The 20,234-nt window shown below is 61.7% G+C and carries 9 protein-coding genes; 6 read left to right on the top strand and 3 right to left on the bottom strand.

Annotated elements, in window-relative coordinates; translation table 11 throughout:
- Positions 1-52: 52 nt before the first annotated feature.
- The gene (locus tag IAE37_RS13390; protein ID WP_201174338.1) at positions 53-3,043 is read left to right on the top strand and encodes a T6SS effector BTH_I2691 family protein; all 2,991 of its coding nucleotides are present in this window, start codon (positions 53-55) and stop codon (positions 3,041-3,043) included.
- Positions 3,044-3,045: 2 nt separating this feature from the next.
- Entirely contained in the window at positions 3,046-3,909 is an 864-nt protein-coding gene (locus IAE37_RS13385; RefSeq protein ID WP_201174336.1) for a DUF6708 domain-containing protein, read from the top strand.
- A gap of 98 nt (positions 3,910-4,007) precedes the next feature.
- Here IAE37_RS13385 and IAE37_RS13380 read toward each other — a convergent pair whose 3' ends face one another.
- On the bottom strand, positions 4,008-11,759 hold the full coding sequence (locus tag IAE37_RS13380; RefSeq protein WP_201174334.1) for a retention module-containing protein: 7,752 nt from the start codon (positions 11,757-11,759) through the stop codon (positions 4,008-4,010).
- A 483-nt stretch (positions 11,760-12,242) separates the two neighbouring features.
- On the opposite strand from IAE37_RS13380, the gene IAE37_RS13375 reads away from it, so the two are divergent.
- From IAE37_RS13375 to IAE37_RS13360, 4 genes are all read left to right on the top strand, one after another.
- A complete protein-coding gene (locus tag IAE37_RS13375; RefSeq protein WP_201174327.1) occupies positions 12,243-13,616 on the top strand; it encodes a TolC family outer membrane protein in 1,374 nt (457 codons plus the stop codon).
- A gap of 70 nt (positions 13,617-13,686) precedes the next feature.
- Positions 13,687-15,822 (top strand): type I secretion system permease/ATPase, encoded by a 2,136-nt coding sequence (locus IAE37_RS13370; protein WP_201174415.1) that lies wholly within the window; start codon positions 13,687-13,689, stop codon positions 15,820-15,822.
- Positions 15,823-15,831: 9 nt separating this feature from the next.
- Positions 15,832-17,187 (top strand): HlyD family type I secretion periplasmic adaptor subunit, encoded by a 1,356-nt coding sequence (locus IAE37_RS13365; RefSeq protein ID WP_201174326.1) that lies wholly within the window; start codon positions 15,832-15,834, stop codon positions 17,185-17,187.
- Positions 17,188-17,328: 141 nt separating this feature from the next.
- Positions 17,329-17,622 carry a DUF3757 domain-containing protein gene (locus IAE37_RS13360; RefSeq protein ID WP_201174325.1) on the top strand — a complete coding sequence of 98 codons (294 nt, stop codon included), beginning with the start codon at positions 17,329-17,331 and terminating at the stop codon, positions 17,620-17,622.
- A 265-nt stretch (positions 17,623-17,887) separates the two neighbouring features.
- On the opposite strand, the gene IAE37_RS13355 is transcribed toward IAE37_RS13360, so the two are convergent.
- Both IAE37_RS13355 and IAE37_RS13350 read right to left on the bottom strand, forming a co-directional pair.
- Entirely contained in the window at positions 17,888-18,484 is a 597-nt protein-coding gene (locus IAE37_RS13355) for a tRNA-uridine aminocarboxypropyltransferase (RefSeq protein WP_201174324.1), read from the bottom strand.
- 63 nt (positions 18,485-18,547) lie between these two features.
- Positions 18,548-20,113, bottom strand: coding sequence for a methyl-accepting chemotaxis protein (locus IAE37_RS13350; RefSeq protein WP_201174323.1), 1,566 nt, complete (start codon positions 20,111-20,113; stop codon positions 18,548-18,550).
- Between the last annotated feature and the right edge of the window lie 121 nt (positions 20,114-20,234).

Here is a 20,234-nt window from a genome sequence, read left to right as displayed (position 1 = left end):
TTAGTGTGAATGGCCCGCACCTTAGCGCCAGTTCATACGTAAAGGAGCCACTATGAACGATGCTTGCGTCAGCAGCGCCACTTCCGATCCTCCCTGCAGTGCTCGCGTACCGATCTTTCCCATTCGCTATGCCATCGTGCCGCGCCCGGCAGGTGGGGCGCACTGTCGCTATGCAGATTCCGGTTTCGACTTGGAGAGAGGCTTCGCCCCTCTTCAACATTCCGCCTACACCTTGCGTACGTTGCGTCCGGGCTACGTCTACGTGTACATGAAAGGTACCCGCGGCGAAAAACTGGTCATTCACGAGCACGATGGCAAAGGCCAGTACAAGGAGCTCCGCTACAAAGGCCTCGATAATTACCACCAGCGAAATCGCTACCTGGCTGGCTACAGCACGGCCTGGGTCTGGGCCGACACCCGCGAGGACACCGCCAAGGAGGTCTGGATCGCCTACAGCCCGCATCTGTGGACCAACGCAATGACCGCCCGCATCACCGGTTCGCTGACGCTACGCAAGCGCCACATGCGCCAGCTCGACATGACTGAACTCGTGGCCAGCAACCAGGCGCCCTCCTCCCAACCCCATGTCTTGCCCATGAGTGCCGTGACGACTTGGGTCGAGGACTTGAAGCCCCTCGACCAACGCATGTCGCTGACCTGGAGCAGCAACCCGATCCATGAGGTTCTGCCCATCGGCAGGCTGACCGCCATGGCGCGGCACTATCCCATTACCCAGCCGAAGATCCCTGCCGTGGTGGCGTTGAGTGATACCGAAGGCATGGCGTTGGACTTGAGCCTCTCCGTTTCGGCGTATCAGCATCAAATGCGTGACCTGATGCCCGCCGAACAACTGGAATACACCAAGCCGGCACAAGGCTCTGAACAAGCCGACGTGCCGGGGTGTTATCAGTTGGATGCCGAACGCATCAGCCGCGAAAGCCACGATTTTCACCATCGCAACCTGATCGGTGCGCTGTTGAACAAGACCCTCGAAAGCCTCTATCCGAGCAAGTCCTCCCCACCCGAAAATGTTGCCCAACTTCTCCGACTTCGTGAGGGAGGCGCCCAATGGTCCGAAGCCGAAGCCCGCTTCCGGGCGCTGACCCACGAGGACTACTCCGAGAACGGTGCGCGCCTCGCGCAGCGAATGGATATCCCCAAGTACCTGCAATTTCTCTCTGAACGCGACGAGCTGGAACAACGCATCGCCGCCCTGCGCGAGGACGCCTTGCAAGCCAGCAACGATCATGACATCTGGCTGGCGACTGCCGAGGATTCGCATCTCGACGATCCCTACAGCCTGGCAGCAGCGCTGGCCTGCTACGACCGCGATGACTCCATCTCCGCCCGAGGGCTGGAGATGTCTCTGGCGTTGTTGATCCACCCGATGAGCCAACCTGCGCAAGGTACCGAAGAACACGACCGTCGCCTGAAGCGCCTGGAGAGGTGGCTCGATCAGCATGACAGCCCACTCTATACGGCGCTGGCGCCGTTCAATCCGTTCAAGGACAAGGCGGATGCGGTCGGTACCTTGCTGGGGGGAAGTGACAATGTCATCCAAGGTCTGGCCGGACGCTTCCCCGCGACAGCCGGCATCACGGACCTGACAGCTCAGACAGTGACCACCGTGGTACTGAAACGCATGCGTGGGGAAACCCGATGGAGCGCGAGTAATACGCTTCGCCAGCAAGTACTGATGGCCGCTCAGGAGGCGAATGCGGAGAAAGCGCTGGGGCTGTTGGCGGCTCGCTACAACGTGACTGATCAACTGATTCGTGACAATCCGTTTAGCCAAGAAGTAGACCGTTATTTGAAAAGCGGAATGGCCCGGATTGAGGAGATGAAGCAACTGCGCATCAGCGGAAGCCGGACGGTTACGCTCGAAATGATCACCACTTCTACCATGAAACCTAAATTTCTTGGTCTGCTGAGCTCTGGGGCGGGGGCCGGCCTTAACTCTGCGGTACTCTGGTTCAACATCATCTCACTGCAAGCTGCGTATCAGAGCCTACAAACCAGCCAGTCGCCTGAGTCCATCACTGGCTTTGCCTCATCAATCTTTGGCGTAATCGGTGCTACCGCCGGAGCATTGGTCAGCGCCAGAACGGCGCAAAGGGCTTTACTGCTGCGTCTAAGTCCATCCGCACCCGGCCTAGCGTTTACCCGCAATCTCATGGAAATGTTCGCGAGCAAATTATTCATATCCACAACTGGATATTTAACCATCCTTTTGGGGCTCTCATCAGACCTTCTGAAATCGTCACGTCAGAAAAGACTTGGAGACCCCATCGCTGCCAACTATACAAAACTTGCAGGCGTTTCAACAGCTATCGGTTCCGCCCTGGTTCTTCAGGCCAGTTTGTCTTTATCAGCGATCACAACCGCAATATCCTTCGCAGGGCTGGCGGCTGCAGGAGTCATACTGATCGGAGGCCTATTGATAGCAGCGGGCTTTTACGCATACTCAAAAGCAAACGAGCGCATTCACACGCCGCTGGAACTGTGGACAGCCAGAGGCGAGTTTGGCAATCGCAATAATGATGGCGAAATACATGAGGGCCTAATCTTGCACTCCGATGCAAAGCTTCCGGGGTACTCGACGGTGACTGAAGAGATCAGTAATTGGTACAACGAATATTATACACCCATCTTGCTCACGGGCACTGAAGCCAAGTCAATTGGTTTAAAAACCGCTACAACCGGATGGAAAGACAGCGACACATGGATCTCAACCAACTGGGCTAGCGTGACACATACCGAGATCACTACCTCTACACCTACTGTTGAGCTCACCATACTACTGCGAGAATTTGTGATTGGGGAAAGTGAATGGCATGCAGAATTTGGCATTTATGATAAAAACAATTCATTTACATCTTTAAACCTAGAACCCACCTGCCACCTTACAGCATACGGCATAGCACTCAACTTCAAGCAACGAATCGCGAGCAAGTCACGCATCACCTTGAGTATAACCTACGCACCCAACCAGGGATTCTCGAAAACGATACCGGTGACGAAAAATTTTCAAATCCAAGGATAATCATGCCCATCACATGGATATACCAAAAGTCCACCAAGACGAAAACAGCACCAAAAATCTATGGGAAGGAAGTTACCGTAAACCCAACTTTTATCGCATTAGACAACCCCTGGGTAACCGACTCAGTAATTATGAGTAAAATCTATACAGTAATGATTCTAGGAATCATGCTCACTGTATACCCAATCATCCTCTCCGACCTTATAGACCAACCCCATACATGGGATGCTATGTCGCTTGCGCTCGACATACTAATACCTTTCACTTTTGCGCCATTCCTAGCCTACAGAATTTATTTAATCAAAAAACTTTCAAAAATATACTTCAACAGAAAAACACAATCAATATATTGCCGAAGAGGAAATAAACTATTTACACTCGACTGGAAGACCATTCATGGTGGGATGCTCACAATGCGTGTATCTTATGGAAATTCATTATGTATTACTTATGCTCTAGCGTTAGCCTCACCGCGGCATGATGGTAGTCTTCATCAGAAAGATTGCATCTGGATAGATAGCAACCGGCCGCATGATCCAGATATACGACATGTGGAAGAACTTTGGGAATATCTTCGGCATTACATGGAGCATGGTCCAGATAAACTCCCTCCTCCCGGTCCGCCCAACTGGTGGCACCGCCCAATGCATGCCATCAGTCTGACCCCAGCAGAGGCTTGGCGTCACTACGTACCCTGGCGCACCGGCGAGCCGGGTGAGATGCAAGGCAAAAAAAACTGGCAGCTCCCGTTCTGGGCTATCGTGTTTCCTCTAACTTTCCCCGTAGCCGTCTGCTGGTACATCATCTGTAAAGTATTCAATGTCAAAGCTGCGCCTGTCCCCCCTGAAGCGTTTGCATCGAAATGAGCGTTCAGGGCGCAAGCCTAGAACAACCGTGCAGCCAGTCACGCCTCAAGGCCGCTCCCATAGCAGAAGCGGCCTGCGTAACGTTCTCTGGTAGAGCCTTACACCGTATCCACCTTCAACGAATGATCATTGAGCATCCCGGTAATGATCGTCGCCGTGTCCTGCCCCGCTGAGATCACTCCCCCCGACCCCGCTGTCACCCCGTAGTGCTGGGCCAGGTCGACGCCGGCCAGGTCGATGGTCTGGGTCGAGGCAGCGCCTGCGATACTGCTGACCTCGATGGTCGAGACGGCCTGGGTACCGGTACCGCTGACCTTGAAGTGCAGGTAATCATCGAGTGACGCAGCACTGCCATTCTCGCCCTGCAACAACTGCGACAGATCCAGATGGTCACTGCCCAGGCTGAAGTCGGTGATGGTGTCGTGGCCGGTGTCGCCCTTCTGCCAGATGAACGTGTCGCTGCCACCGCCACCGGTGAGCGTATCGTCCCCCAGCCCACCGGTGAGCCGATTGTCGCCGCTGTTGCCCACCAGGATGTCGTTGTGGTCCGAGCCGATCAGGTTGTCGATGTTGAGCAGCGTATCGAGCCCGGCACCACCCGTGTTCTGCTGCGCGGTCAGACCCAGGTTGACGGTGACACCCGACGTCGCCGAGGCGTAGCTGGCGGTGTCATTGCCGGCGCCACCGTCGAGCAGGTCGTTGCCTGGGCCGCCGATCAGCAAGTCATCGCCTGCACCGCCGTAGAGCTTGTCGTTCCCCGCGCCACCGATCAGCACGTCATGCCCATCGCCACCATAGAGCGTGTCGTCGCCGCTGCCTGCGAGCAGCACATCGTCGTGCGCGGTGCCGTTGAGGGTCGTCCCCGCCTGGTAGGCGATGTCCACCGCCCCGGTGGCGCTGCCACCATGGCCATCACTGACCGTGTAGGTGTCGTGGTGCACTTCGTTCTCGGCCTGGGCGTAATTCACCTTCAAGTTCAGCGTGTAATCCTCGGGGCCGGACTTGCTGCTGCCGCTGGCATTGACCTCGTTGATCACATGGATGCTGTAGATACCATCATGAGTGGCGGTGAAGCTCTCGCCACTGGCGATCGTGTGATAGCTGCCGGTGTCGTCCTTCCACTCCATCGTCAGGTTTTGCGCAGGGCGATCATGGCCGAGCTGCAGGGTTTCGCCCTTGCGCAACTCGACGGTAATGACATCTTCGCTGTTGCTGCCATTCACCGAGCCCAGGTAGCCCAGCACCACGACTGCCGCAGTCATCGTGCTGGCATTGAGGGTGAAGGCGCTGCGATCCAGCGCCAGGAGCTTGTTCTCTGGCTTGTTGCCACTGCCATCGAACCTGATCTGTGCGTTGGCACTGGTACTGAAACCCACACCTTTGTCAGCAAAGTTGGTATTGAACGTGATCGGCGAAGCGGTCAGGCGGTCGTTATCGGCGTCGCTGTCGTTGTACAACAACGCCTCGGCCGGCACGGTCAGTGTGGCCCCAGTGATGTTGGTGATGATGTGATCGGCGCCAGCCACAGGGGCGGTATTGCCATTGACCCGCACGGTCAGGGTGGCGCTGCTGGTGTCTCCGTCGTTGTCGCTGGCGGTGAAACCGAAGCGTTCCACGGCGCTGCCGCTGCTGCCCTTGGCCGACGTGTAGGTGTATTCACCGGTGTCCATGTCCACCAGCAGGGTTCCGCCCAGCGCCGTCTTGATGCTGAGGGAGTTGGTCACCGTGTCGAAGCTGGCCTTGTCGGCGCCGCCTGCTACCGTGTAGCCGCCCTTACCGGCATCGGCTTTGGGGTCGAAGGTGTAGGTGACGCCATCCACCAGCAAGGCCTTGATGAAACCACCATCGGCGCCGAACCCGCCGCCAGTCATCAGGCTGCCGGTGATTGGCGCGCCTTGCACGGTACCCGACAGTACCGAGCCCAGCTGGTTGAGATCGGTGACCACCACCGAGTTGGTGTCGATATGGCTGCTGCCGTCGTAGGCCAATGGATCGAGCTTGCCCGCGTTGGCACCGTTACCCATACCGATGGCGTAGGACTTGACGTCGTTGCTGTCGAGGAACGACTCCCACTTGCCCTCGCGGGTGGCGTCGATGGCATGACCGGTAGTGGGCGCACCATCGGAGAAGAAGTAGCTGACGTTCTGTGCTCCGCTCAGCTTGCCGGTCTTGTCGAAAGCGGTCTGTGCAAAATCGACAGCGTCATCGTAGTAGGTCGAGCCGCCTGCTTTCAGATTGGCCACCAGGGCCTTGGCCTGGTCGATGGATACCCACTGATCGGACAGTATCTTGGCACCCGTGCCGAAGGTGACGATCTGCACCTTGATATCGCCCATGTCGTCGTACTTGTCGAGCAACGCACTGATCGCCTGCTTGGTCAGCTCCAGGCGGTTCAGCCCAGACACGCCGGAACTCTGGGTCATGCTGCTGGATACGTCGATCACCAGCAGGATATTGGAGTCCACCTGGCCCGGTGTGATGGAGCGCTCGGAGCATACGGTGCTAGGTGCATCGTCCACGATGTTGACATGGATGGTGCCGGTGACCGTGTTGCCCAGTGAGTCGGTTGCCTGGTAGGTGAATTTTTCCGAAGCCGAATCCGCACCCGGGGTGTTCGCCGGGGAGGTCAGTGTGTAGGTGTAGGAACCGTTCGCGTTGATCTGTATCTGGCCGTACAGCCCCTTTGGCTCACCGACAAGGCTGTAGGTGATCGCGCCTATGCCGCCGTTAACCGAACCAGCCAGGCTTCCCGTGGCTGTTTCCGCGGTCGAGGCAGGATCGCTGCCCGTGGCTGTACCGGCGGCCAGGTCCTTGCCGTCCTGGATCATGTCCAGGGCCCGCTCGGACACGGTCACGCTGGCGTCGCCACAGGTCGTCATCGAGATGTCGTGCACCTTGATGGTGATGGTCGTGGTGCTCTGGTCGCCATCGGCGTCGCGGATGGTATAGACGAACACGTCCGTGGCACCGGCTGGCGCCACGCTGTTGGGGTTGGCGTGGTAGAGCGCGTTGCCCTCGGCATCCAGGGTCAGGTAGCCATATTGGCCCTGGACGTGGGTGCCGAGATTGCCGACTGCGGCAGTCGAGGTATTGGAGCCTGCGCGCACACCCACGACATAGGCGCCATCGCTGCGCACGTCGGCGCCGATGGTGTCGTTGTCCAGCACGTTGCCACCGATGGTGCCGCCTTCGTACACGTTGACGAAGTCGCTGTCGGCCTTGGGCACATCGTCGACGATGGTGATGACGATGGTGCCGGTGGTGCTGTTGCCCAGGCTGTCTTTCACTTCGTAGTGGAAGCTTTCGCTGACCTTGTCCGCGCCGCTTTGGGAGTGTTCCGCAGGGTTGGTCAGGGTGTAGGTGTAGGTACCGTCGGACTTGAGCTGAATCTGGCCAAAGTGCCCTTGCGGATCGTCCGTCAAGGTGAACGTCAGGGCCCCCTTGCCGCCATTGACCGAGCCGGCGAGGCTGCCCGTGGCCGTCTCCCCGGTCGAGGTTGGGTCGCTGCCGGTGACTTTGCCCGCGGCAAGGTCCTTGCCGTCCTGCTGCAGGTCCAGGGCTTTTTCGTACACCGTCACGCCAGCATCGCCGCAGACCGTCATCGAGACGTCGTGCACCTTGATGGTGATCGTCGTCGTGCTCTGGTCGCCATCGGCGTCACGGATGGTATAGACGAACACGTCCGTGGCACCGGCTGGCGCCACGCTGTTCGGATTGGCGTGATACACCGCGTTGCCCTCGGCATCGAGAGTCAGGTAGCCGTACTGGCCCTGGACGTGGGTGCCGAGATTGCCGATGGCGGCAGTCGACGTATTGGAACCTGCGCGGACACCCACGACATAGGCGCCGTCGGCGCGGACATCGGCGCCCACCACGTCGTTGACCAAGACGTTGTCGCTGACCGTGCCGCCTTCGTACACGTTGGCGAAGTCGCTGTAGGCCTTGGGCACGTCGTCGACGATGGTGATGACGATGGTGCTGGTGGTGCTGTTGCCCAGGCTGTCTTTCACCTGGTAGGTGAAGGTTTCCGTGATGGTGTGCGCGCTGCCTTGCGGGTGATCGGCAGGCGACGTCAAGGTATAGGTGTAGGTGCCATTGTCGCCCAACTGGAGCTGGCCATACTTGCCTTGCGCGCTGCCCACCAGGGTGAAGGTCAGCGCCCCTATGCCGCCGTTGACCGAGCCAGCGAGGCTGCCCGAGGCCGTTTCCCCGGTCGAAGTGGGGTCGCTGCCGGTGACCTTGCCAGCGGCAAGGTCCTTGCCGTCCTGCTGCAGGTCCAGGGCTTTCTCGTACACTGTCACACCAGCATCACCACAGACCGACAAGGAGATATCGTGCACCTGGAGGGTGATGGTGGTGGTGCTTTCGTCGCCGTCGGCATCGCGAATGGTGTAGACGAACGTGTCGGTGGCCCCGGCTGGCGCCACGCTGTTCGCGTTCGCATGATACGTCGCGCTGCCGTCGGCCTGCAGGATCAGGTAGCCATACTGGCCCAGCACCTTGACACCGAGCTGGCCGCTGGCGGAGGTCGAGGTATCGGAGCCGGCGCGCACGCCTACCACGTAGGCGCCATCGGTGCGCACGTCGGCGCCCACCACGTCGTTGACCAGCACGTTGTCGCTGACCGTGCCACCTTCGTACACGTTGGCGAAATCGCTATAGGCCTTGGGGACGTCGTCGACGATAGTGATGACGATGGTACTGGTGGTGCTGTTGCCCAGGCTGTCCTTGACCTCGTAGGTGAACGTCTCGGTCACGCTGTTCGCGCCGTCGTTCTGATGGACAGGCGAATCGGCAGGTTTCGTCAGCGTGTAGGTGTAGGTGCCATCGGAATTGATCTGGATCTGGCCGTAACTACCCTGCGGATTGCCCACCAAGGTGAAGGTCAAGCCGCCGGATCCGCCGCTAACGCCACTTGCCAGGTTGCCGGACGCGGTTTCACCCGTGGAGCTCGGCTGGCTGCCGGTCACCTTGCCGGGAGCCAGGTCATTGCCGTCCTGGACTGTGTCCAGTGCGTTCTCGTAGACCGTCACGCCACTGGGCCCTGCTACCGACAGCGAGCAATCCGTGACGTTGATGGTGATGGTGGTCGTGCTTTCATCGCCATCGCTATCGCGGATGGTATAGACGAACACATCGGTGGCACCTGCGGGCAGCACGCTGTTCGGGTTGGCGTGATAGACCGCGTTACCCGCCGCATCGATGGTCAGGGTGCCGTACTTGCCTACGATGTCGGTATTGAGGTTGCCGATGGCCGAGGTCGAAGTGTCGGAACCTGCACGCGCACCCACCACGACGTTGCTGCTGGCGACCTGGTCGGCGCCCATCTTGTCGTTGAGGAAGACGTTGCCCGATACCGTACCGCCCTCGACCACGCTGTCGCTGTCCGGGTTGGCCTGCGGCACGTCGTCGACGATGTTGACGTCCAGGGTACCGGTGCGGGTATCGCCGTCCACGTCCTTGGCGATCACGCTGAACTGTTCGCTGATGCTGTTAATGCCGTCGCCGGTCGGATGACTTTCGTTATCCACCAGGGTGTAGCTGTAGCTCACCACGCCGGTGCTCGGGTTGTAGCCGGTCACGGTCAGGGTGTTGCCTTCAGGGGTGGTGATCGACTGCGGGAAGCCCACCGCCGCGCCATTGCTGACCACCGTGATGCCGCCGACGCTCAGGCTTTGCAGGCCATCGGGGGCGGTGACCTTGAAGGTGCCCTGCTGGGTCAGGGCACTCTCGTTAGGCGCGCTGCCGTCGGCGAGGTTCTTCTCGTACACGGTCAGTTCGCCGCCCTTCACGTCCAGGCCTTCGAGGGTGACCGGGTCATCGAGATTGCTCACGTTCAGGGTCAGCGTCGCCTTGCTGGTATCGCCGTCGGCATCCTTGATCGTGTAGGTGAAGGTCTCCGTACCGCTACCGCCACCACCGAGATTCTTGAAGTCCGGGTCGTTGCTGTTCAGGGTATAGGTGTAGGAACCGTCGGCTGCCAGCACCAGGGTGCCATAGGTACCGGTGAAGGTGCCGGCCACCACCGGCCCGCCCGCCACGCGGTCGGCGCCTTGCACATCGTTGGTCAGTACGTTGCCGGTCAGTTCGGTGTGCTGCTCGGTGGCAGTCACGGCGTTGCTGTCATTCACTGCCTTGGGCACGTCATCGACGATGTTCACATCCAAGGTAGCGCTGCGGGTATCGCCATCCACGTCCTTGGCGATCACGCTGAACTGTTCGCTGATGCTGTTGGCATCGCCACCCGTCGGGTGGTTATCGTTGCCTACCAGGGTATAGCTGTAGCTCACCACGCCAGTGGTCGGGTTGTAACCGGTCACGGTCAAGGTATTGCCGGCAGCGGTGGTGATCGACTGCGGGAAGCCGGCCGCCACGCCATTGCTGACCACCGCGATACCGCCCACGCTCAAGCTCTGCAGGCCATCGGGGGCGGTGACCTTGAAGGTGCCCTGCTGGGTCAGGGCGCTCTCGTTCGGCGCGCTGCCGTCGGCGAGGTTCTTCTCGTAGACGGTCAATTCACCGCCCTGCACATTGAGGCCGTCGAGGGTGACCGTGTCGTCGAGGTTGTTGACGTTCAGGGTCAGCGTCGCCTTGCTGGTATCGCCATCGGCGTCCTTGATCGTGTAGGTGAAGGTCTCCGTACCGCTACCGCCACCGCCGAGATTCTTGAAGTCCGGGTCGTTGGTGTTGAGGGTATAGGTGTAGGAACCGTCGGCTGCCAGCACCAGGGTGCCATAGGTACCGGTGAAGGTACCGGCCACCACCGGCCCGCCCGCCACGCGGTCGGCGCCTTGCACATCGTTGGTCAGTACGTTGCCGGTCAGTTCGGTGTGCTGCTCGGTGGCAGTCACGGCGTTGGTGTCATTCACGGCCTTGGGCACGTCGTCACGGATCGTCACATCCAGCGACCCTTGCGCGACGTCACCGTCGCTGTCGCTGACCAGCACCGGGAAGTGCTCGCCCAAGCTATTGGTATCGCCACCACTGGCGTGCTGCTCGGCGCCGTTGAGGGTGTAGCTGTAGCTCACTACGCCGGTTGCCGGGTTGTAGCCGGTGATGGTCAGGGTGTTGCCCAAGGCGGTGGTGATGGACTGGCCGACGCCGGTGACCACGCCAGCCGTCACCACGTTGATGCCGCCTACGCTGAGGTTGAACACCCCGTCCTCGGCCACCACGGTGAAGCTGCCCAGCTGGGTGAGCGCCGCCGGGTTGCTGGCCGACCCCAGGGACAGGTTGGCCTCGTCGAGGGTCAACTCGCTCGGGCTGACATCCAGCCCTTCCAGGGTAACGGGATGGTCCGTCCCAGGAGGGGTCGGTGGCTGCACGATGTCGTCGTTGCTGGGATCGAGGCCACCAATCTCGCGGCTGGCCAGCTCAGGTATGCCGTTGAAGCCTGCGGTGGGGAAGCCGATCTGCGGGTCTACGCGCCCCCCCACTTCGCTCAGCATCACGAAGCTGTGGCCACCGCCCTGGCCGCCAGCGGCACTGTTGCCGGTCGGGCCCGCCGCAGTCGCCTCGGCCACCTGGCTAGGGTCCTGGCCGGCGGCGATGGCTTGCTGGAGTTTCTCGACATCGCTGAGCTGCGCATCGGTGGGAGCCAGGTCGGCAACCTGCACGTGCGGGGCCTGGTTGGCCAGCAGGTTGGGGGCCATCTCCAGGCGGCTATCGCGCCCCAGGGTCAACTCGCTGCCGTTGTCCAGGTGGACCGCCACGGCACCGGCGCTGCCGGTTTCGACCTGCTCGCCCGCGTATACGCGATCGCCTTCCACCAAGGGCCGACGGCTGCCATCGCTGCCAACCGCAAACACTTCGCCGATCACCTTGCCGACCACACCAATCAACTTAGCCATGATCCAACGCCTCCCCTCACCAATGGGTTTTTCCACAACTCGGACAGGGGAAGAAAGCTCAGGCGTGGTCGGGTATTCGACTGCCTCGAAAACGAGACACCAGCTCCCCGAAATATCCATCTTGGCGATAGCGATTCAATCAACGACCGTTCAGTCATGCCAATTTTTTGTCGCCAAAATTCGCTTTTTCCTGCCTATCCCTGTCCCTAGCTGTAAAAAATCTGGAACTTTCCAAGATCCTTGAAACGCGCCTGCTGTAGCGGTTTTTCAAATCACTTGAAGGAAACAATGTCCTGCTTTCCATAGACCGCATAAGTTTTTTTTCGCATATGGCTTATGAGAAATTCTTCTTAGCTCGCGCCGGAAATGTTCTTAGCTCCTTGTTACAAACCTGAAACGGTTTTGATGATAAATATCGCCAATTTTTTGGCGAAACAAAGAAAGCGACACACCGACACTTTGCATATCAGGGAGAAGTACCCCATGCGCGCGCTCACCCCACTCACCAGTGCGATTCTGTTGGCGATGACGTGCGCCAACGCCCAGGCGATGTCGATTACCGAGGCGGTGCAAAGCGCCGTGGACTACCACCCGCAGATCAGCTCCAATCGCAACAGCACGCTGTCGGCCGACGAGGATGTGAAGTTCGCGCGCGGTGGCTACTACCCGACCGTCGACCTGGTCGCAGGCTACGGTCGCCAGCGTTCGGACAACCTCAACACCCGAGGCCTGAACGCCGATGGCACGCGCAACCACAACAAGGAAACCCTCAATTACACCCAGTCCGAACTGCGCCTGCGGCAGATGATCTTCGACGGTTTCAACACCGCCAACGAAGTCGGCCGTACCGAAGCCGTGGCCACCTCCCGGGCCTACTACACCCAGGCCATCGCCCAGGACGTCGCCCTACGCGCCATCGAGGTGTACCTGGAAGTGCTCAAACGCCGCGAATTGGTGACCCTGGCCAAGAACAACCTGCAGGCGCACCTGCGCGTCAACGACCAGATCGGCCTGCGCAGCGAACGCGGCGTCGGCAGCAACGCCGACCTCGACCAGTCCACCGCCCGTCGCGCCCTGGCGGAAAACAACCTGGACACCGCCGAGGTCGACCTGGCCGACGCCGAGGCCAACTTCTATAGCGTGATCGGCCGCGTACCCGACGAGCTGGAAGCGCCGCAGTCGATCCAGCCGCAGATGCCCGCCAACCTGGACGAAGCACGCCAGGGCATGCGCGAGAACAATCCCTACCTGAAGTCCGCCCAGGCCGACGTGAATGCAGCAGAGCAACAGTACGAAGTGGCCAAGTCGCCCTTCTACCCCCGCCTGGATGCGGTGCTGGCCACCGGCGCCAACAACAACATCGGCGGTGAACGCGGACACGCCAACAACGACTGGCAGGCCGGCGTCGAGCTCAGTTACAACCTGTTCCGCGGCGGCAGCGACAAGGCCCGCCTGCAGTCCGATGCGCACAAGATCAACCAGGCCATGGACATCCGCAACAACGCCCTGCGCGAGCTGACCGAGAACCTCAGCCTGGCCTGGAATGCCATGAACAACGCGCGCAAACAGACCCCGACCGCCCGCGAATACGCCGAGACCACCCAGCGCGTACGTGGCGCCTACCAGGACCAGTTCGGCCTGGGCCAGCGTACCCTGCTCGATGTGCTCGACAGCGAAAACGAGCTATACAACGCCAATCGCCGCTACACCGAAGTCCGCTACACCGAAGAGTTCTCGATGTACCGGGTGCTGGCGACCATGGGGGAGCTGCTGAGCAAGCAGCGCATTTCCCTGCCGCCCGAGGCCATCGCCAAGACCGATGTGCGTACCCAGGCACAGTTGCCTGAGATGCGCTGAGCCGCGCACTGCTTCTGGCACTGCTAGCAGTCCCCCATCCACCGTGGCGGAGTAGGCCATCGTGACCAGTATGCAAAGCGGGCAACCGCGCCCGGATGTCGATGACCCGTTGCTCGACGGCTTGCTGATCCTGTGTCACCTGCATGGCCGCCCGGCCAGCAGGGCAAGCCTGTGCAGCGGGCTGCCACTGGCCCAGCAGCGCCTGGGTGTCGACCTGCTGCCGCGGGCGGCAGCCCGGGCCGGGTTGCAGGGCCGCGTGCTGCAACGCCCGCTGGCGGAAATTTCGCCGCTCAACCTGCCGGTGCTGTTGTTGCTCAACGATGGCCGCAGCGCCGTGCTGCAGCGCTGGGGCGAAGATGGCCGGGCGCTGGTCCTGCCCTGCGAGGCCGATGGCGGTGAGCAGTGGGTCGAGCGCGAGGCGCTGGCGCAGGCCTACGCTGGCCGCGCCCTGTTCGCCCGCCCCCGACATACCCTGGAAGACTTGCGCACACCGCTGATGCCACGGGTAGAAGCCTGGTTCCGCGATACCCTGCGCCACTCCCGCTGGCTGTATGGCGATGCCTTGCTGGCCAGCCTGCTGATCAACCTGCTGGGCCTGATGGTGCCGCTGTTCGTGATGCAGACCTACGACCGCGTGGTCCCCAACCAGGCGTTGTCGACGTTGTGGGTATTGGTGGCCGGGTTGTTCATCGGCACGGCCTTCGAACTGGTGCTGCGCATGGTCCGTGCGCACCTGCTGGACCAGGCCGGCAAGAAGACCGACCTGATCCTCTCCGCTACGTTGTTCGAACGCATCACCGGGATGTCGATGAAAGCCCGCCCCGCCACCATCGGCGGCTTCGCCCAGAGCATCCACGACTTCCAGGGCCTGCGCGAATTCCTTACCGCAGTGACCCTCACCAGCATCATCGACCTGCCGTTCGTCGCGCTGATGCTGCTGGTGATCGGCCTGCTGGGCGGCTGGCTGGTCCTGATCCCGCTGATTGCCTTCCCACTGGCGGTGGGCTTTGCCCTGTTCATCCAGGTGCGCTTGCGCGACACGGTGCAGAAAAGCCTGAGCCTGGGCGCGGTACGCCAGGCCCTGCTGATCGAGACCCTCGGCGGCCTGGAAACCCTCAAGGCCTGCGGCGCCGAAAGCGAGCGCCAATACCAGTGGGAACACACCAATGGCGCCATCGCCCGCCTCGATGCCCATGCCCGCAACCTGTCGTCACTGGCCAGCAATGGCACGCTGTTCATCCAGCAGTTCTGCGGCATGGCCACCATCGTCGCCGGGGTGTACAGCATCATCGCCGGCAACCTCAGCGTTGGCGCCCTGGTCGCCAGCTACATGCTCGGCAGCCGCGTGCTGGCTCCGCTCGGCCAGATCGCCGGGCTGATCACCCGCTACCAGCAAGCCCAACTGACCATGCGCAGCACCGACGCGCTGATGGCCCTGCCGCAAGAGCGCCTGGCCGACCAGCAAGCGCTGGAGCACACCACGCTCAAGGGTGCACTGGCCCTGAGCCACGTCACCTTTCGCTACCCCGGGCAGGCCTCGCCGGCATTGCAGGACGTCAGCCTGTCGATCCAGCCTGGCGAACGCATCGGCATCATCGGCCGCAGCGGCTCGGGCAAGAGCACCCTGGCGCGCATGCTGATGGGCTTCCACCACCCCGACGAAGGCCAGGTGCTGCTCGACAACCTCGACCTGCGCCAGCTGGACATCGCCGACCTGCGCAGCCAGATCGGCTATGTCGCCCACGATTTGCCGCTGCTGGCCGGCAGCCTGCGCGACAACCTCACCCTCGGCGCCCGCCACGTCAGCGATGCGCGCATGCTCGAAGTGGCCGAGCTGACCGGCGTCACCGAGCTGGCCCGGCAACACCCCAATGGCTTCGACCGCCCGGTGGGCGAGCGCGGCCAACTGCTGTCGGGCGGTCAGCGCCAAGCCGTGCTGCTGGCCCGCGCGCTGCTACTGGAACCGCCCATCCTGATCCTCGACGAACCCACCAGCCACATGGACAACAGCAGCGAGGACCAACTGCGCCAGCGTCTGCTGGCCTGGGTGCCGGGCAAGACCCTGCTGCTGGTGACCCACCGCACCTCGATGCTCAGCCTGGTGGACCGCCTGCTGGTGCTGGACAACGGCAAGATCGTCGCCGATGGGCCGAAGGATGCGGTCGTCGACGCATTGCGCAAGGGCCGCGTCGGCGCGGCCTTGTAGGAGAAGTCCATGTCCTTGAGCCACGCTGTGCGCAGCTATTTCCAAGCTGCCGACAAGAGCGCCGAGCGCGACTACATGCCCGAACTGGCCGGCGCCACCCTGCAGGACTCGCCGCGCCTGTCGCGCCTGACCGTATGGCTGGCGGCGATCCTGCTACTGGTCGCACTGGCCTGGGCCAGCCTGGCGGTACTCGATGAAGTGACCGTGGGCGAAGGCAAGGCGATCCCCTCTAGCAAGGTGCAAGTGGTGCAGAACCTGGAAGGCGGCATCGTCACCGAACTGTTCGTACGCGAGGGCCAGATGGTGGAGAAAGGCGCCAAGCTGCTGCGCCTGGACGACACCCGCTTCCGCTCGAACAAAGGCGAGAGCGAGGCCGACCGCTATGCGCTCATGGCCCAGGTCGAGCGGCTCTCGGCCGAGTCGGAAGGCCGGTCGTTCGTGCTTTCGGACGAAGTCCGTGGCAAGGCGCCACAAGTGGCCGAGGACGAACAGGCCCTGTACGACTCGCGCCAGCGCCGGCTGGCCAGCGAGAAACAAACCCTCAGCGAGCAACTGCGCCAGAAGACCCAGGAGCTGGCCGAGTTTCGCTCCAAGGTCGACCAATACCGCTCGGCCTTGGGCCTGCTGCAGGAAGAGTTGAACATGTCGACGCCTTTGGTGGGCACGGGTGCCATCTCCCCGGTGGAAATTCTCCGCCTCAAGCAGCGTACGGTCGAAGCCCGCGGTCAGCTCAACGCCACCAGCCTGGCGATTCCGCGGGCCGAAGCGGCGGTGGCAGAGATCAAGAGCAAGATGCAGGAGTCCGACGCGACCTTCCGTTCCGAGGCGGCCAAGGACCTCAACGACAAACGCACCGAGCTGTCGAAGATCACCGCCACCAGCATCGCCATCGATGACCGGGTCAACCGCACCACGGTGGTGTCGCCGGTGCGCGGCATCATCAAGCTGCTCAAGGTCAACACCATCGGTGGCGTGGTGCAGCCGGGCAGCGACCTGGTGGAGATCGTGCCGATCGAGGACAACCTGCTGATCGAGGCCAAGGTCCGGCCCCAGGACGTCGCCTTCCTGCACCCTGGGCAGCAGGCGATGGTCAAATTCAGCGCCTATGACTACACCATCTACGGTGGCTTGAAGGCCAAGCTCGAGCTGATCGGCGCCGACACCGTCACCGACGACAAGGGCAATGCGTTCTACCTGATCCAGGTGCGAACCGAGAAGAACCACCTGGGCGGCGACAACAAGCCGTTGCTGATCATCCCCGGGATGATCGCCACGGTGGACATCATCACCGGGCAGAAAAGCGTGCTGGATTACCTGCTCAAGCCGGTGCTCAAGGCCCGGACCGAGGCGTTGCGCGAACGCTGAATGGCAAATCGCCCTTGCCACTCCTGATAGCGGCAGCCTTGCACAGTGTCGCACTGCTGGAGACCTAGCATTTTTGCCAGTAGAGGCAAATGACGAAAGATCGCATTCTGACGGCTCCCATTACCTGAAGGAGTAGGTCACATGCGATTTCTTGCGATTGTAGGTGTTGCAAGCGTTCTGGCTGTAGGGAACGCATTTGCGGCTACATGCCCAGAGCCATCCAGCATCAGCCAAAAAGCTGATACACAAGACGACATGGATGGGATCGCTTACAGCGCCACGAATGCGGATGGTCAATGGTCGGGTTTCACACCCGATGCAACGGAATCGAACGCCGATGAATTCAAGCTGGTGAATCAGAAAGAGACCACCACCTCGATCATTTGCCGATACGAGAGCGAGGACGAAGGCATCAGCCTGGCATTGAAAAAATGATGCGCTGAGGCTAATGCCGTTCACATAAGAATGCCGGGGCTGCTGCGCAGCCCTTCGCGGCACAAGGCCGCTCCTACAATGTCTGCGTGAGCCCTTTAAACATGGGATTGCGCGATTGGTGTAGGAGCGGCCTTGTGCCGCGAAGGGCCGCAGAGCGGCCCCCATTGGCTTAACTGACTGGCATTATGCGCTGAGGCCCCTCATACAGAGGCAAGACCGTCCTATCATCGAATCTCACATTCAATGAGCGGGGCGGCTTGCTGCTTCAGCAACCATGATTTCGCTCAAACACCTCAGCCCCCATCGCCCTGATCTGCCCTTCGATCAACGCCTCGAACGGCCGCAGCAGCTCATCGAAACCGGCCGGCTGCTCCAGCACGTTCAGCGCCAGCACCACTGCTTCGATGGTCGATACCGCCCCCGGCTGCGGTGCCTTGCGCAAGCGATAGCGCGACGGCGCCACCTGCGCCAAGGTGACCTTCGGCAGTGCCTCTAGCAGTGGGTTCAGGTACAGCAGCTTGCGTGCCTTGCGCCAGGTGCCGTCGGGCACGATGAGCATCAGCGGGGTGTCCTCGCTGCCGGCATAAGGCCCCAGCACCTGGGCCCGCTCGCCTGGGAACAGGAGCACGGGCCGATACCCCGGTGTCGCCAGCAGGGCGTCCAGGCCGTCGAATACCTCACCCACGCGCAGCTCGGCGTTGACCAGGCCCAGGGCCGCCAGGCGCGCAGTATTCAACGCGTGGCTGGTTTCGCTGGGGTGCTGCAGCAGGACGACGCGGGTGCGGCTGTCGAGCGCCGGAATCAGCGGGCAGAGGCAGTGGTCGAGCGGGCGCTGGCAGCGTTCGCAGCGGGGTCTGGGCATAGGGGTCTCCGTTGGCGGAGGGATTTTGCCACAGGCTGGCGTATTGGGCCCGCTTTGCGGGCCCTAGCGGTTGAAGCGCTCGGCCAGATCATGCAGGTACTCAGCCATGCGTTCCAGGTCCTGGCTGATCTCGGCCCCCTGCTTGGCCTGCCCTGCCGTCTCGTCGCACAGATGGCTGATGCGCACGATCTGCTGGTTGATGTCTTCGGCCACGTGGCTCTGCTGCTCCGACGCCGTTGCCATCTGCTGGCTCATGCCGGTGATGCGGCTGACCGCCTGGGCAATGCCGGCCAACGCGGCCTGCACCGCCTCGACACTGTGCACGCTGTCACGGGAGATCTGCTCGCCACGGCTGGCCGTGCTCACGGCACGCTCGGCACTGGCACGCAAGGTGGCGATGATCTGGTGGATCTCGTCAGTGGACGAGCGGGTGCGCCGGGCCAGTGAGCGAACCTCGTCGGCCACCACCGCGAACCCGCGCCCCTGCTCCCCCGCCCGCGCCGCCTCGATCGCGGCGTTGAGCGCCAACAGGTTGGTCTGCTCGGCGATCGAGGTGATCACATCGACCACGCTGCCGATGGACTGGGTCTGCTCGGCCAGGGCGTTGACCGCCTGGCCGATGTCATCGACGGCGTCGCTCATGCTGCCCATCGCCCGCAGGCTCTGTTGCGCCAACTCGCTGCCCTGCTGGGCCAACTGGTCGGCATCGCCCGCAGCATGGGCGGTGTTCTGCACGTTGTGGGTGACCTCCTGGATGGTCGCCGCCATCTGCGCGATGGCCGTCGCCGATTGGTCGGTCTCGCTGCGCTGGCGGTCGAGCATCTGCGCCTGAGCCTCGGACAGGTCGGCGGACTGCGCTGCGCGCGCCTTGACCCCGACACCGGCATCCACCAGGCGGGTCAAGGCAGTCTGCAGGCGGGCTTCTTCGCTGAACATGGCCAGGTCCAGTTGCCCCTGCAGGCCAGGGTTGTCGCTATAGGTGAGCGCCACCACCGGGCTGGTGAAGGCCTTGGGATGCTCGTCCAAGGTTCGGCGAATGGCCCGGTTGTGCTGGTGCTCCAGCAGGTACCAGGCCAGCACCAGGCTGCCGGCCAACACGCCAAACGCCGCTGGCGGCGCCAGCCACAGGCCCCCTGCAGCCGACAGCAGGCCGGCGCCGGCCAGCGGCCAACCACGCGCCAGCCCATGGCCCAGGCGCGTCGCCCAGGACACCGGCGCACGCCCCGCCCGCAACCGTGCATACAGCGCCTCGGCACGGCGGATCTGCTCGCGGCTGGGCAGCGAGCGCACCGACTCGTAGCCGCTGATGCGGCCATTCTCGTAGATCGCCGTCACATAGGCGCTGACCCAGTAGAAATCGCCGTTTTTCGCGCGGTTCTTGACCACGCCCATCCACGGCTTGCCCTGCTTGATGGTCTCCCACATGTGGCCGAACACCGCTGCCGGCATGTCCGGATGGCGCACCAGGTTATGTGGCTGGCCGACCAGTTCGTCGTAGGTGAAACCGCTGATCGCCACGAAGGCGTCGTTGCAGTAGGTGATCCGACTGTTCAGGTCGGTAGTGGAAATCAGGCGCTGTTCGCTAGGAAAGGTTCTTTCATGCTCAGTGACAGGCACATTCATGCGCATCTGGGCGGTCCTTCTAGGCAATACGAGAAAAAAATCCAGCAACGCATAATGTTTTTAGCAGAGCGTTGTCAGGATAGCGGCCAGATTTTGCAGGACATTAACACGCGTCGACGGAATGCCT

The sequence above is a fragment of the Pseudomonas sp. S31 genome (genome assembly GCF_016648105.1).
Lineage (GTDB): Bacteria > Pseudomonadota > Gammaproteobacteria > Pseudomonadales > Pseudomonadaceae > Aquipseudomonas.
The sequence above is the reverse complement of the archived record's forward strand: the minus strand, read 5'-3'. Positions and strand labels throughout refer to the sequence as shown.